The 13411-nt window shown below is 64.4% G+C and carries 13 protein-coding genes; 5 read left to right on the top strand and 8 right to left on the bottom strand.

Going from position 1 to position 13411, the window contains the following annotated elements; all coding sequences use genetic code 11:
• Positions 1-84: 84 nt before the first annotated feature.
• Entirely contained in the window at positions 85-1107 is a 1023-nt protein-coding gene (locus QMY55_RS06690) for a Bug family tripartite tricarboxylate transporter substrate binding protein (RefSeq protein WP_283487893.1), read from the top strand.
• Between the two features lie 116 nt (positions 1108-1223).
• On the opposite strand, the gene QMY55_RS06685 is transcribed toward QMY55_RS06690, so the two are convergent.
• The 3 genes from QMY55_RS06685 to QMY55_RS06675 are packed head-to-tail and all read right to left on the bottom strand — an operon-like array spanning position 1224 to position 3146.
• Positions 1224-1436 carry a DUF2788 domain-containing protein gene (locus QMY55_RS06685; protein WP_283487892.1) on the bottom strand — a complete coding sequence of 71 codons (213 nt, stop codon included), beginning with the start codon at positions 1434-1436 and terminating at the stop codon, positions 1224-1226.
• Between the two features lie 48 nt (positions 1437-1484).
• Positions 1485-2333 (bottom strand): DUF2189 domain-containing protein, encoded by an 849-nt coding sequence (locus tag QMY55_RS06680; RefSeq protein ID WP_283487891.1) that lies wholly within the window; start codon positions 2331-2333, stop codon positions 1485-1487.
• 45 nt (positions 2334-2378) lie between these two features.
• Entirely contained in the window at positions 2379-3146 is a 768-nt protein-coding gene (locus QMY55_RS06675; RefSeq protein WP_283487890.1) for an HAD family hydrolase, read from the bottom strand.
• Between the two features lie 67 nt (positions 3147-3213).
• On the opposite strand from QMY55_RS06675, the gene hemH reads away from it, so the two are divergent.
• From hemH to QMY55_RS06655, 4 genes are all read left to right on the top strand, one after another.
• On the top strand, positions 3214-4311 hold the full coding sequence (gene hemH, locus QMY55_RS06670) for a ferrochelatase (RefSeq protein WP_283487889.1): 1098 nt from the start codon (positions 3214-3216) through the stop codon (positions 4309-4311).
• 322 nt (positions 4312-4633) lie between these two features.
• Positions 4634-5590 carry a sulfurtransferase gene (locus QMY55_RS06665; RefSeq protein ID WP_283487888.1) on the top strand — a complete coding sequence of 319 codons (957 nt, stop codon included), beginning with the start codon at positions 4634-4636 and terminating at the stop codon, positions 5588-5590.
• 56 nt (positions 5591-5646) lie between these two features.
• A complete protein-coding gene (locus QMY55_RS06660; protein ID WP_283487887.1) occupies positions 5647-6744 on the top strand; it encodes a YeeE/YedE thiosulfate transporter family protein in 1098 nt (365 codons plus the stop codon).
• Between the two features lie 17 nt (positions 6745-6761).
• The gene (locus QMY55_RS06655; RefSeq protein ID WP_283487886.1) at positions 6762-6935 is read left to right on the top strand and encodes a hypothetical protein; all 174 of its coding nucleotides are present in this window, start codon (positions 6762-6764) and stop codon (positions 6933-6935) included.
• Between the two features lie 126 nt (positions 6936-7061).
• On the opposite strand, the gene QMY55_RS06650 is transcribed toward QMY55_RS06655, so the two are convergent.
• The 5 genes from QMY55_RS06650 to QMY55_RS06630 form a co-directional block, all read right to left on the bottom strand.
• A complete protein-coding gene (locus tag QMY55_RS06650; protein ID WP_283487885.1) occupies positions 7062-8033 on the bottom strand; it encodes a rhodanese-like domain-containing protein in 972 nt (323 codons plus the stop codon).
• Positions 8034-8121: 88 nt separating this feature from the next.
• The gene (locus QMY55_RS06645) at positions 8122-9036 is read right to left on the bottom strand and encodes an alpha/beta fold hydrolase (RefSeq protein WP_283487884.1); all 915 of its coding nucleotides are present in this window, start codon (positions 9034-9036) and stop codon (positions 8122-8124) included.
• 92 nt (positions 9037-9128) lie between these two features.
• Complete coding sequence (locus tag QMY55_RS06640; RefSeq protein WP_283487883.1) at positions 9129-11267, bottom strand: D-(-)-3-hydroxybutyrate oligomer hydrolase; 2139 nt, start codon at positions 11265-11267, stop codon at positions 9129-9131.
• Between the two features lie 70 nt (positions 11268-11337).
• Entirely contained in the window at positions 11338-12408 is a 1071-nt protein-coding gene (locus QMY55_RS06635) for a branched-chain amino acid ABC transporter permease (protein WP_283487882.1), read from the bottom strand.
• Between the two features lie 11 nt (positions 12409-12419).
• Positions 12420-13403, bottom strand: coding sequence for a branched-chain amino acid ABC transporter permease (locus tag QMY55_RS06630; RefSeq protein ID WP_283487881.1), 984 nt, complete (start codon positions 13401-13403; stop codon positions 12420-12422).
• Positions 13404-13411: the final 8 nt, after the last annotated feature.

Below are 13411 nucleotides of genomic sequence, written 5' to 3'. Positions count from 1 at the left end.
GACAGCCACAGTTGCAACCATGCAGCGAGGCGCAAGAACATGACGCCCCCACAGACTCCGAAGTCCAAAGCAAGAAAGAACCGCATGGCAAACATCTTCGAGCAATCCACCAGTGAAGTCCTGAACATTTCGCGCCGCCATCTTTTGCTGGGCGCTGGCGCGGCGGCCTGCACCGGTCTGCTGGCCGGGCGCGCGCAGGCTGCCGATGACAGCTGGCCCGGCAAGCCCGTACGCTTTGTCGTGCCGTTTGCACCGGGCGGCAGCTCCGAAATCGTGGCCCGCTCCACGGCGGCCGAGCTGTCCAAGCTGATGGGCCAGAACGTGTTCGTCGAAAACAAGCCTGGCGCGGCCGGCAATATCGCCATGCAGGATGTGGCGCGGGCCGACGACCAGCACACCATCATCCTCGGCCATATCGGCACGCTGGCCGTCAACCCCTATATCTTCGACAAGCTGCCCTATGACCCCAAGAAGGACTTCGTGCCCGTGAGCCTGCTGGCCAAGGTACCGAGCCTCTATGTGGTGCACCCCGATCTGCCGGTCAAGAATATTGCCGAACTGGTGGCCTATGCCAAAAAGAACCCCGGCCGGCTCAGCTACGGCTCGGCCGGCAATGGCAGCGCCGGGCATCTGGCGTTCGAATATCTGAAGATGACGGCCGATATCTTCATGCTGCATGTGCCCTATCGCGGCACCGGCCCCATGATGCAGGACCTGCTTGCTGGCCGGCTCGATGCGGCGTCAGTCGGCGCCTCGGCGCTGCTGCCCTTCATCAAGGCGGGCAAGGTGCGCTGCATTGCCACGGGCTCCACCGCACGTCTGCCACAGCTGCCCGATGTACCCACCGTGGCCGAGCAAGGTTTTGCGGGCTTTGAAATGACCCAGTGGTACGGCATGCTGGCCCCGGCCTCCATGCCCCGCCCCCATGTGGACAAACTGGCCGCTGCCTGTGCCAAGGCCGTCAAGGCACCCGATGCGCTCAAGCGCCTGCAGGGTGATGCAGCCGAGCCCATTGGCAGCACACCCGAGCAGTTTGCGCAGTTCATTGCCGTCGAGCAGGGCCGCTGGCAAAAAGTGCTCAAGCGCGCGCAAGTCAAGCCAAGCTAAGCCACAAAACTGGCGCACTCCAAGCGAGGGACAGCAAGCAAGGGCCGCCCCGCAGCGAGGCTGTCGTCCCCCTCCCGTAGAGAGAGGGGGAAGCGGCGCAGCCGCTCAGGGGGTGTCTATTTCTCTATCCACCACTGAATGATGATCTTGGCCAGATAGCCGACAAAGCCGACGCCCAGGCCCAGAAAAATCACAAAGGTGCCGAACTTGCCGGCCTTGGACTGGCGCGCCAGCTGCAAGATGATGAACACCATGAACAAGATGAAGGCGCCCACGCCCCAGGTTAGGAAAAAGTGGGCAATCTGCTCTTCCGTATAGCCAAATATCACGACAACCAGGTCCTTACCACCTTTGCCAGGCCCTGGTTGGAGGCAGGCTCAGTCGGCAGGCTTCATCGCTTCATCTCTGGCGGGAAAGGCCGAAGCGTCCACCAGGTCACGATAGGCATGCCAGCTGGCATGGCCAAGCAGGGGCATCACAATCACCAGCCCCAGCAGATAGCTGCCAAGGCCCAGCAAAGTCAACAACACAATCAGCACCGCCCACAAGGCCATGGGGCCCGGGTTGGCCAGCACCACGGACCAACTGGTCAGCACGGCCTGGCGTACGGTGACTCGCCTGTCCAGCATCAGCGGCATGGCCACCACGCTGGACGCAAAAATCGGAGCAGCCAGAAAGCTGCCCAATGCCATCCACTGCACAAAGAGCTGGCCGTCACGGGCCAGCACGATGTGCTGAATGAAATCCTGCAGGGTGTGCACTGGCACGGGCGACATCACTGTGATCAGCGAGGCAGAAACAACCACCCAGCCCGTTGCAGCCAGCGCCAGCAGCATCCCGAACTTCACCATGCACCAGTACCCTCCCCGGCCGGCTGCATGGCAGCTTTGCCACTGACTCCAGGTTCTGCGGATCAGACCCAAGTCTGTCGCCTCTCCTCTCTCCAGCGCACGGCTGATGGCGTAGAGACTGGTGGCCACCATCGGCCCCATCACCAGAAAGCCCGACAAGGCCCCCGCCATCAACCAGAAGCGATTGTGCCCCACGCCCCAGATCGCAGCACCGATCAGGACCAAGACCAGACCATGAGCCAGGCTGATTAAGGCAGCGTTAGCCAGATCCTGAAAGGCGCGGCCCAGCCAGACAAAGGGCTGGGTCCAGGGAACCTCGCGCACAGGAGCCAGAGGGGGCGGGGTCAGCAGACGGGCAGACAGGCAAGCGGGCATGGGCGGCTCCTCGTTCGCAGCCCGAAAAAGCAAAGCCTCTTCGAATCAGCGATCTGCCAGCCCCTGACACAACTGCCAAAGGCTGGCGACTGTGACATGGGGTTCAGCCCCCACGCAAGGCCATGCTAACTGCCCGCGGTTGAGCCAGACTGCGTGCATACCCGCATCCATGGCGCCTTTGGCATCGAGTTCGGCGTCATCACCGATATGCAGCACATGCTCCGGCGCCACGCCAACCGCCTCGGCCGCCGCGCGGAAGAAGCGCGCATCGGGCTTGGCCATGCCGGAGCCGGTGGCGCTCAGGGCGGCCTGGAAGTGCCGGCCTATGCCAATGATCTGCACGTCGGCATTGCCGTTGGACAGCGCCACCACCGGCCAGCGCCGGGCCAGGAACTCCAGCGCCGGCAGGGCATCGTCGTACAGCTGCACACGCTGGCGCTCGGCCATGAAGACCTCGAACGCTGGCTCCGCCAGCGCCGTATCCTCGTCCGCACGCGTCAGGGCCAGGCGGATGGACTCACGGCGCAGGCTGGCAGGGTCGCCGGCTAGGTCCGGGCGCAGCGCATTGATTTCGTGGCGCAGCGCGCGCACCCGGTCCGTATCGCCCAGGTAGGCGGCAGTAGACTGCGCATGCTCGCCCAGCCAGTCCAGCAAAACAGCCTCGGCCCTGGCAATCGTGGGCCAGATGGGCCACAAAGTGTCATCCAGATCGATGGAGATGGCGCGGATGCGGCCCGAGTGACGCAATTGCTGCAAGGCTTCGAGAGAAGCCGCTTCGGCCTCGCCAGGCCGGACAGGGGAAGAAGAGTGCATGGCCCGAGAATATAGGATGCAGCCCGGCCACGCATGCACTCGGCCACAAGCTGCCACAATCGCGGCCATGCCATCACGTTTTGCGCCCGAACCCAGCTTCCGTCACGATCAATCCGCCCGCACCGGCATCCTGCTGTGCAATCTGGGCACACCCGACGCTCCCACGGCTGCGGCCGTGCGCCCTTATCTGGCCGAGTTTCTCGGTGACGACCGTGTGGTGGAGATTCCCAAACTCGCCTGGTGGCCGATTCTGCACGGCATCATCCTGCGCACGCGGCCGGCCAAGTCCGCCGCCAAATACGCCACGGTCTGGCATGAGAAAGACGGCTCTCCGCTGCTGCACTGGACGCAGCGCCAGGCCACGCTGCTGCGTGGCTGGCTGGGCGAGCGCGGCCACAATGTGCTGGTGCTGCCCGCCATGCGCTATGGCAAGCCCGCGATTGCAGCCCAGCTCGATGCGCTCAAGAAAGAAGGCGTGACGCGCATTCTGATTCTGCCGCTCTACCCCCAGTACTCGGGTACGACCACGGCCAGCGTGTTCGATGCTGTCTATGACTGGGCCAGAACCCAGCGCCATATTCCCGAACTGCGCTTTGTCAACCGCTACCACGACGATGCCGGCTATATCGAAGCCCTGGCCCAGCGCATAGAGGCGCACTGGCGCGGCCATGGCCGTGGCGAGAAGCTGGTCATGAGCTTTCACGGCGTGCCCGAACGCACCCTGCATCTGGGCGACCCCTATCACTGCGAATCACACAAGACGGCGCGTTTGCTGGCCCAGCGGCTCAAGCTCAATGCAGACCAGTATCTGCTCACCTTCCAGTCGCGCTTTGGCAAGGCCAAGTGGCTGGAGCCCTATACCGAGCCATCGCTGATCGCCCTGGCCCAGGCTGGCACTAGGCGCGTCGACGTGGTCTGCCCCGGCTTTACCAGCGACTGCCTGGAAACCCTGGAAGAAATCAACCAGGAAGCGCGCGAAGCCTTTTTGCACGCAGGCGGCCAGCAGTTTGAATACATTGCCTGCCTCAACGACAGCGCGTCCTGGATCACGGCGCTCAGCGACATCGCCCAGCAGCATCTGCAGGGCTGGCCCACGCAGCGCGAGGACGAGGCCGAACTCAAGGCCCGCGCCCAGCGCGCCAGAGCTGCGGGCTCCACGCAGTAAAAGCATATCAAGCCTCGCTATGCGGGGTTCTCGCCGCAAAGCCTGGGTTGACGGGCGGGTTAAGCATCTGCCATGCCCTGCCGCAAGCCCTGTGCGGTCACGGGTCAATTCCTGAATTGATAGCTGCTTCCGCTTGATCAACAAGCGCTGCAGACCATTTTCATTGCGGCATCTACAAAGTCCGAGCAGGTCCAGAATTTTTATGAGCCTGCGCAATAAGCGAACGACTTTTTCGCATTTGGATGGCAGGGCTCAAGGTCGGACAATAGAGGCCTTGGGCGCTGCCGTCCCTCCTGTCTTCTCGGCATAGCCGACTTCTGCCATGAAAACCACCTTCAAATCTTACGCATTGGGGCTGGGCTTGGGCCTGGGCATCTGTGGTGCCAGCCTTGCCGCCCAGCCCTTGCTCACACCCGATCAGCTGCAGCCCCTGCTGCAGCAAACCGATGTGCGCCTGATCGATATTCGCGACCCCAAGGCCTTCGAGGCCAGCCATATCGACAAGGCCGCCAACGCCCCCTACGGCAAATGGCGCGGCCCGGCCACCAACCCTGGCGAGCTGCCTGATACCGCCAAGCTGGTGGCTCTGGTGCAGTCACTGGGCCTGACGCCCTCCACCCACGCCATCGTCATCTCCAGCGGTGTCGACGCCACGGACTTTGGTGCCATGGCCCGCGTGTACTGGACGCTCAAGAGCCTGGGGCTCAAGGAGCTGTCCATCGTCAACGGTGGCATGAAGGCCTGGGAAGCGGCAGGCAAGCCCGTGGGCAAGACCCAGACGCAGATTGTGGCCAGCAACTACGCGCCCACGTTCGATGCCAACTGGCTGGCCACCCAGCAAGATGTGGGCAAGCATATCGATCTGTCCAATGCAGCCTTGGTCGATTCACGTCCCGATGCCTTCTACCAGGGCAAGACCCGCGCACCCGCGGCCAAGCTCTCGGGCACGCTGCCCGGCGCCCAGCAGCTCGACTTCAACCAGTGGTTTGTGCCTGGAACGGCCTTGTTTGTGGATGCCGGCAAGGCCAAGGACATTGCCACCCGGGTCCAGCGCCAGCAGGGCCAGGACATGGTCGCTTTCTGCAACACCGGGCACTGGGCCGCGACCGACTGGTTCGGCCTCTCGGAAATGGCGGGCCTGCCCAATGTGAAGCTATATGCGGGCTCCATGGTGGACTGGACCCAGTCCAAGGACGCACCGCGCATGGCCAATCAGCCTGGCCGCGCCCAGTCGCTGGCCTATGACGCGCAAAAATGGTGGGAAAAAACCTTTAAATAAAAACAGCCTACAGCGCTTATTCATACAGCGCTGATAGCTATCAAATTCATAGAACAATGAAACGACTTCCCATAACGGTCCTGCTGGCCGTTTTCTTTGGCTGGCTGCTATGGTCGGTCTCGGTGCGTCAGGCGGCGCTGTTTGCCGTAGGCATAGGCCTGGGCGCCGTGCTGGCCGGCAAGCGCTTTGGTTTCACCACGGGCTGGCGCATGCTGGTCGAGGAAAAAGACGGCAGCGGCATCTTTGGCCAGTTGCTGCTGCTGGCGCTGGCCGCAGCCCTGGCCATGCCTTTGCTCGGTCACTTCCCTGAGCTGACGGCAGCTCTGGGCCCGCCCAGCATCAGCCTGCTGGTTGGCGCCTTTGTCTTCGGGCTGTGCATGCAGATTGCCGACGGCTGCGGCAGCGGCACGCTCTACAAGGCAGGCATGGGCATTCCCATGAATACGGCCATCCTGCCCCTGTTTGCCATCGGCAGCTTTCTGGGCAGCCTGCACCTGGGCTGGTGGCTGGACCTGGGCAATACCGCGCCGGTGGGCCTGGTCACGCAATGGGGCTGGGCTCCTGCGCTGATCGCCACATTGGCTGCTTTGGCCATCATCGCTGCGGGCGTGGCCCTGTATGTGAAAAAGGCCAATGCCGCCCTGAACCGCCCGGCCAAGCCGCTGCTGGTGCGCAAATGGCTGGTGGGTGCCGTGCTGTTGGCCGTTTTTGCCACGCTCAACCTCATCATCGCCGGACAGCCCTGGGGCGTAGTCTATGGCTTCGGTCTCTGGGCCGCCAAGGTGGCCAATGCCGCGGGCGCCGTCGATCTGACCAGCAACTGGTTCTGGAGCCAGCCCGGCAATGCGGCGCGCCTGCATGAGACCGTGCTGCTGGATGTGACCAGCATCACCAATATCGGCATTCTGGGCGGTGCGCTGTGGATTGCAGCCGGCAAGCCCGCGGCGGCCAAGACACTCACAGGCACGCAATGGGTCGTGGCTCTCGTCGCAGGCCTGGTGCTCGGCTATAGCTCGCGCCTGGCTTTTGGCTGCAATGTGGGCGCCATGCTGTCTGGCATCTCCACCGGCTCGATTCATGGCTGGATCTGGGTGCCCCTGGCCTTTGCAGGCACGATCTTCGGCCTGCGCATCCGCCGCCACTTTGGCTTTTGAAGCAGGAGAGAAAACTCATGACACAGCAAACCCTCTTGCGCGGCATTTTCTGGACCGTGCTGGTCCTTTTCCTGAGCTGGGACTACTGGCAGTCACCGCCTGTGGATCTGCGCTTTGAAGCGCCGCTGATCGCGGCCGGCTCGGGCCAGGCCATCCAGGGTGGACATTGCTCCATGCCCTCCGGCAAATAACAGCAAGCCCTTCATCAAAAAAGCCCCGTTGCCATCATGCATGGGGCTTTTTTACTGGATTACGGCATCAGGCTGCGGGTCTTCATGAGCACGATGCAGGGCAAGGGCATAAGGCTTGTCGCTCTTTCATGTCTGGGCGTCGACCACCGGATCGGGGTCGGCTTCCACATTCAAGCCAGCGGCCTCCCAGGCGGTCAGCCCACCCACCAGAGGCCGGACATTGGTAAAGCCCGCCCGCTGCAACTGCTTGGCCACACGCGCAGCCGAGACCTCATTGGGGCAGTCGCAGTACACCACCAAGCCATGCTTGTGCTGCTCTCGCGGCAGCAGCCCGTCATAAACAGGTTTGCCTTTCTCCACCTGGTTGCTCCAGGAATGTGCGCCCGGGATATGCCCCATGTCATAGAGCATGGGCTCGCGCACATCGATCACCGTGGGATGAATGCCTTGTGCATTCAGCCCGGCCAGCTCCTGCACGGAGATGCGCGGCATCTTGAGCGAGCGCACCACGCGCTGGCGCTGCCACCATTTGCGCGCCACGAACACAACAAAGACGACCGAAATCAGCAGCAGACCCCATTTGCCCAGCGCCGTGAGCACATCCAGCAGGCTTTCCACGGTCGAGGCGAACAGCGATCCCAGGAACACGGCCGAGCCCACCCAGATCAGCGCGCCCAGCATGTCGAACAGCACAAAGGTACGCAGCGGCGTGCCCACCACACCGGCCAGTGCGCTGGCAATGGAGGCAAAGCCAGGCACGAACTTGGCCACCAGCAGGGACTTGGCACCCCAGCGGCCGTAGACAGATTCGGTCTGACGTATGCAGGCATCGGGCGACAGCGAAATACGGCAGATGCGGCCCAGCACACGGTGACCATAGGCCTTGCCGGCCTGGTACCAGATCACATCCGCAGCCAGGGCCGCAGCCACGGCCACGGCAGTGAGCCAGCCCAGCCGGCCCCAGCTTGCGCCTTCGAGCGCGCCCGTGACAACCAGCACCGGATAGGCCGGCACCGGCGCCCCCAGCTGCTCCACGAATACATTGAGGAACACGATGCCCAGGCCGTATTCCCGAATCAGATCCACCAGAAAACCCATGGTCTCAACTCCAGGCTGATTGCAACCACCGTTGCCGCATGCGCGCCATGCTAGCGCTGGCGCCGCACCTGTGCTGAGCTGAGGGCAATCAGGCTCTGTTCAGGCAGGCCAGCACGGCGTCGAAGTGCGCCGGTACGTTCAGGGCCGGCGCATGGCCGCAGCCTTCGATCTCCAGCCAGGTCAGCAGCCCCAGGGCGCCGGGCCCGCGCTGCTGCATGCGCTCGGCCACGGGTTTGAGCACCAGGTCCGAATCCACGCCGCGCAATAGCAGCACCGGAATCGCCAGCGCATCGTAGTGCTCCCAGATCAGGTAGTCGTCATCGTGCGCGGTGAACTGCTGGATCATGGCCGGGTCGTAGTGCGGCGTCACGCGGCCGTCGTCGGTGCGGCGCGTGCTGGTCTCGGTGAGCTTGCGCCACTCGGCTTCGCTGAGCCAGCCATAGGGTTTGTAGGCCTGGCGGAAAAAAGCCTCCAGCTCGGCCACGGTGTCAAACACCGGCGGCTGTCCCGCATAGGCCCTGATGCGCGCCAGCGCTGCATCGGCAAGTTCGGGTGCGTTGTCGTTGAGCGTGAGCGTGAGGATGCGCTGCCTGAGCGCTGGCTCGAACAGGCCCGAGGCGCAGACCGTGCCTATCGCTCCGCCCATGCTGGTGCCCACCCAGTGCACCTTCTGCAGCGCCAGCGCATCCATCAGCTCGCGTGCCAGCCGCGCGTAAAAGCGCAGGTTGTATTCCTCTTGCGGCGCCCGGCTCCACTGGCTCAGGCCCCGGCCCAGCATGTCGGGGCAGATCACGCGATAGCCCTGGCCGGCCAGGAACTGCGCCAGCGCATCCATGTCACGGCCCGTGCGGGCCAGGCCATGCCAGGCGATCACCGTGGCCTTGGTCGGGCCTTGCGGCAGCCAATCCAGGTAATGAATCTCGTAGCCAGCGCAGTTCGCATAGCGGGATGCCGGCACGATGGCCGCAGAAGCGCAGTTGTTGGGCATGGCAGGTTTCAGCATCAAAAAGGCCTCTAGCGCATATGTGATAAGCGCTATCAGCTATCAACTTCGGTAGTCGGCCGGCAGCCGTAGCCGCCGGCCGGTCATGCGTATCAGTCCGGAACGCGGATGGATCCGGCACCGACCTCTATCCTGTCGGCCGCTGCCGGCGTGCCGGCAATCAGCGGCAGATTGGCCGGCTGTATGGCCGGTGCCTGACCCGGGTTGCCACCACGCGGCACGGTGCGCACCACCTGGCTGGGAGGCAGCGCCTTGCCGCTGGCAAGGTGGTCATACATGGCATCGAGCGCGCGGTTCAGATAGACATGCAGCGGGATGTAACGCGTGTCGTAGCCCGGCAGCACGGTGGGCAGGCCGATGAAGCTGTCGAAGTGCTGGGCATTCGTGACCTCCACATAGCTGAGCTTGCTGGCTGCGCCTTCCACTTTCCGGTTGAGCGCCACATAGGGCCGCGTCGTGTGGTTCACGGGCAGCAGCGCATCCGCACGGCCATGGACGATGATGGCCGGCTTGCCCTGCAGATTGCCGTTGCGCCTTGTCTCGTCAATACCGGCCTGTAGCGCCCTGGCGGAGCCATCGTTGCCTGTGACGAGATTGCGCAGGCACAGCGCACCCGGCGTGTTCCAGTCGGCCACGCCTGAGTTCACCGAGACGGAGAGGAAATCGCGCGCGGCACCGAACTTGCCCTTGTTGTTGATGAGCTGCACGCCGCTCGATGGCGGCACGCCGTTGCCCGTGGAGAACATGCTGGCCAGCGCCCCGGGGGCCAGCGGCATCACTGCACCCGCAGCCGTCGCACCGGCATAACTGTAGCCGCAGAGGCTGTCCTTCACGCTGGCGCGCGAGAGCGAATTGGCAAAAGTGACCGACACGGCGGGCGCCACCTCGAAGGCGGCCAGCGAGGCATGCAGCTCGCTGGACTCCGGCTCCCAGCCATAGTCGCGCAGCTTCTGCAAGGCTTCCTCGGCCTGGGCCGCTGTGGTCGTGGCGCTCAGCAAACCGGCAGTCCTGAGCGCCGCGCAGCGGTTGGGCGCAATCGGCAGCGCAGCACTCGCAAAACCCGCGGCGAACGCCGCCGCATAGGGCGAGCCGCTGACCGATGCCGCCAGCGAGGCGCAGGGTTGATAGAGGTTGGCATAGCTCGTGAAGTCCACCAGCGTCTTGCCCACCACAGGCAGTGTCGTGCCACCGCGCTGCACGCTCACACCGGGGTTGACGGGCAATTCAACCGCTGGCTCGGACACGGCCACGCCGTTGATCAGCCCCTGCGAGTCCTGCTCGGCGGCGGCAATCGCCGCGCCACCGCCGTTGGAGATGCTTGATGCAATGACGATGGTGTTGCTCGGCTTGAGTGTCCGCAGACGTTCGCCCAGAATGTTGCGCTCCCCATAGCGCTCGTTGAGCAAGTAGTAGGCGAACTCTACGGCCTGCAGCGTGGTACGTCCCCAGTCCTTCTCGGGGTTCTGGCCCGAGTGCGCATGCTTGAAGGCAAAGCGGTTGGGCGTGGCCGTGTTGAAGACGGCCAGTTCGCCAGCCGTGAGCCCCGCATTGAATGCAGCCTGCTTGCCCGCTGCGGCAGCCGTGCTGCGCGTGCCGTCGATCAGCGGCACGGTGTCGTTCATGAGGTCATGTGGCGCGGCGCCCGTGCCCTTGTCTGAATAGGCCACCGCGCAGCCGCGCTTGAGCCCCCATTCGCCCGTGGTGATGGCGCCGTACACGCCGCGCGAGCCCGAAGCCGTGGCGGTGATGATGCAGGCCTTCCTGGGATCGAAGCTGTCCGGCACCTGCACCATGAGCGTGACGTTCTTGCGGCCCGTGCCGTCGTCCGAGAACGCGATGTACTCGGTGCCGGCAATCCTGCCTTCGCCGGCCGTCACCCGGCCCTGCGCATCCACATTGGGGCCGTAGAGCGTGCCGTAGCCACCCGCGGCCGTCATGTCCAGCATGGCGCGGTAGTTGGTGTAGATGGCCAGGCGGCGCAACTCGGCCGCCGTGGGCTGAAGCGCAATGGCAAAGCCCGGTGCGGTGGCCGCAGCCAGGCCGCTCTTGCCCAGGCCCGCGGTCAGCAGGTCATCGCTGCTGCCGTCATAGCTCTGTTGCCGCACCGTGCCTAGGTAGCCAGGTTTGGCATTGAGCTCGCCTCCATCGCCTCCCCCGCAGGCGGTCAGCACGGCAGCCGCCAGCACCGCAAGGGCTGCGGGCGGCAAGGCAATCGCATAGGTCTTCTGCATGGGCTTTGTCTCCTGTCGTAGTGAAAGCAGTCAGGGAAGGGATGCCGGGGAAAGAATGGGAACTTCGGGATCAGGCCTTGCGCGCCGCTGCCGCGCGCAGCCGGCCCACCACGCCGGTCGGGAAGTAGTAGACCGACAGCACGAACAGCAGTCCCAGCCATAGCAGCCAGCGGTCGGGCGAGAGCAGCGCGGCCAGCCAGGGCAGGCTGCTGGCGGTCTCGCTGGCCAGGCGCAGCAGGTCCTGCAGATAGCTCTGGGCGATCAGGAACACAACGGAGCCGATCACCGCGCCGTAGACGGTGCCCATGCCGCCGATCACCACGATGAGCAGGCAGTCCATCATGATCTCGAACGAGAGCGAGGTATCGGGCCCGTTGTAGCGCAGCCAGACAGCCAGCATGGCGCCCGCCACGCAGGCGAACAGGGCCGACAGCACGCTGGAGGTAGTGCGGTAGACCACCACGCGGTAGCCGATGGCCTCGGCACGGAATTCGTTCTCGCGTATGGCCTGCAGCACGCGGCCGAACGGCGAATTGACGATGCGCAGCAGCATCAGCACCAAGGCCACGGCCACGACAAACAGCAGGTAGTAGCTGAGGATCTTGCCGTCGATGGTCACGCCGAAGATATCGTTCTCGAACGGCTCGAAGCTGGGCGACAGCCATTCGGGCATCTTGAAGGTCAGGCCGTCCTCGCCCCCGGTCCAGTCCGACAGCTGAGATGCCAGAGTCTGGAAGGCCGCAGCCACGGCCAGCGTGATCATGGCGAAGAAGATGGCCCGCACGCGCAGCGAGAACAGGCCTATGGCCAGCGACAGCAGCAGCGAGACCGCGAGCGCGCCACCCAGCCCCGCGGCCAGCGCGCCCCAGCCCACGCCCAGGCGCGTGGAGGCAATGGCCACGCCATAGGCGCCTATGCCGAAGAACATGGTGTGGGCAAAGCTCACGATGCCGGTATAGCCGAGCAGCAGGTCGAAGCTGGCCACCAGCACCACGAAGATCAGCACCTTGGCCGCCACATTGAGTGCCTTGACGCCGGGAAAGAGGAACGGCACCACGGCCAGGCCCGCGAAGATGAGCAACAGCATCACGGCCAGCACGCGGCTGCGCGGCAGGTCGCCGGAGAGCAAACGATTGAGCATTCTGTTCTCCCTCAGCGGTTGGCGACCGGATAGATGCCTTGGGGACGCCACAGCAAGACGGCCACCATGAGCGCGATATTGGAAAACAGCGCCGCCTTGGGCACCAGAAAGCCCGTGTAGTTGGCCATCAGCCCTACCAGCAGCGCACCGATCAGCGCGCCGCCCGTGCTGCCCAGACCGCCGATGATGATGACGATGAAGATCAGCACATTGACCTGGGCGCCCATCTGCGCCACCACGTTCTGCTGGTACAGGCCCCACATCACGCCGCCCAGGCCGGCCAGGGCCGAGCCCGCGACGAACACGGCCACGAACAATCGGCGCACGCGGTAGCCCAGGGACTCGACCATCTCGCGGTCCTGCACGCCGGCGCGGATCAGCAGGCCGATCTTGGTGCGTGCCAGCGTCCAGGCCAGCACGGCGAACACGGCAGCCCCCACCAGCACGGCGAAGACCCGGTATTTCTCCACGGCCGCGTCGCCCAGCAGCCAGGCGCCCTTCATGGCTTCGGGCAGCGGCAGCGGAATCTGCTGCGGACCCCAGATGACCTTGATCAGCTCCTCGCCGATGATCATGCCGCCCATGGTGATGAGAATCTGCTTGAGATGCTGGCCGTAGACGGGCCGCACGATGAAGCGCTCGAAGGCCAGGCCCAGGGCCCCCGCCACCAGCATGGCCACGACCATGGCCGGCAGCACGGCCACCAGATTGCGCCACAGCTGTGCCGAGCCCGTCCAGTCGCCCATGGCGCCGAGCACGCTGGTGGCGACGAAGGCGCCCAGCGCAATGAACACGCCGTGACCGAAGTTGAGCACGTCCATGAGGCCGAATACCAGGGTCAGGCCCGAGGCGATGACGAAGATGATCATGCCCATGGCCAGGCCCGCCACCGTCAGCGTGAGCCAGGTGCTGGGAGAGCCCACCAGGGGCAAGGTAGCCAGCGCCAGCAGCGGCACCAGCAGCAGCGGCTTGTAGTCCAGGTCCTTGCGCATCATGTCTTTAC

It is taken from the genome of Comamonas resistens (assembly GCF_030064165.1).
In the GTDB taxonomy this organism is placed as follows: domain Bacteria; phylum Pseudomonadota; class Gammaproteobacteria; order Burkholderiales; family Burkholderiaceae_C; genus Comamonas; species Comamonas resistens.
This window is presented reverse-complemented; position numbering and strand designations above follow the sequence as displayed.

Excerpts from the sequence above, each read along its gene's own strand:
- QMY55_RS06690 (WP_283487893.1), top strand. The coding sequence starts at position 85 with ATGGCAAACATCTTCGAGCAATCCACCAGTGAAGTCCTGAACATTTCG.
- QMY55_RS06680 (WP_283487891.1), bottom strand. The coding sequence starts at position 2,333 with ATGCCCGCTTGCCTGTCTGCCCGTCTGCTGACCCCGCCCCCTCTGGCT.
- QMY55_RS06675 (WP_283487890.1), bottom strand. The coding sequence starts at position 3,146 with ATGCACTCTTCTTCCCCTGTCCGGCCTGGCGAGGCCGAAGCGGCTTCT.
- hemH (WP_283487889.1), top strand. The coding sequence starts at position 3,214 with ATGCCATCACGTTTTGCGCCCGAACCCAGCTTCCGTCACGATCAATCC.
- QMY55_RS06665 (WP_283487888.1), top strand. The coding sequence starts at position 4,634 with ATGAAAACCACCTTCAAATCTTACGCATTGGGGCTGGGCTTGGGCCTG.
- QMY55_RS06660 (WP_283487887.1), top strand. The coding sequence starts at position 5,647 with ATGAAACGACTTCCCATAACGGTCCTGCTGGCCGTTTTCTTTGGCTGG.
- QMY55_RS06655 (WP_283487886.1), top strand. The coding sequence starts at position 6,762 with ATGACACAGCAAACCCTCTTGCGCGGCATTTTCTGGACCGTGCTGGTC.
- QMY55_RS06650 (WP_283487885.1), bottom strand. The coding sequence starts at position 8,033 with ATGGGTTTTCTGGTGGATCTGATTCGGGAATACGGCCTGGGCATCGTG.
- QMY55_RS06645 (WP_283487884.1), bottom strand. The coding sequence starts at position 9,036 with ATGCTGAAACCTGCCATGCCCAACAACTGCGCTTCTGCGGCCATCGTG.
- QMY55_RS06640 (WP_283487883.1), bottom strand. The coding sequence starts at position 11,267 with ATGCAGAAGACCTATGCGATTGCCTTGCCGCCCGCAGCCCTTGCGGTG.
- QMY55_RS06635 (WP_283487882.1), bottom strand. The coding sequence starts at position 12,408 with ATGCTCAATCGTTTGCTCTCCGGCGACCTGCCGCGCAGCCGCGTGCTG.
- QMY55_RS06630 (WP_283487881.1), bottom strand. The coding sequence starts at position 13,403 with ATGATGCGCAAGGACCTGGACTACAAGCCGCTGCTGCTGGTGCCGCTG.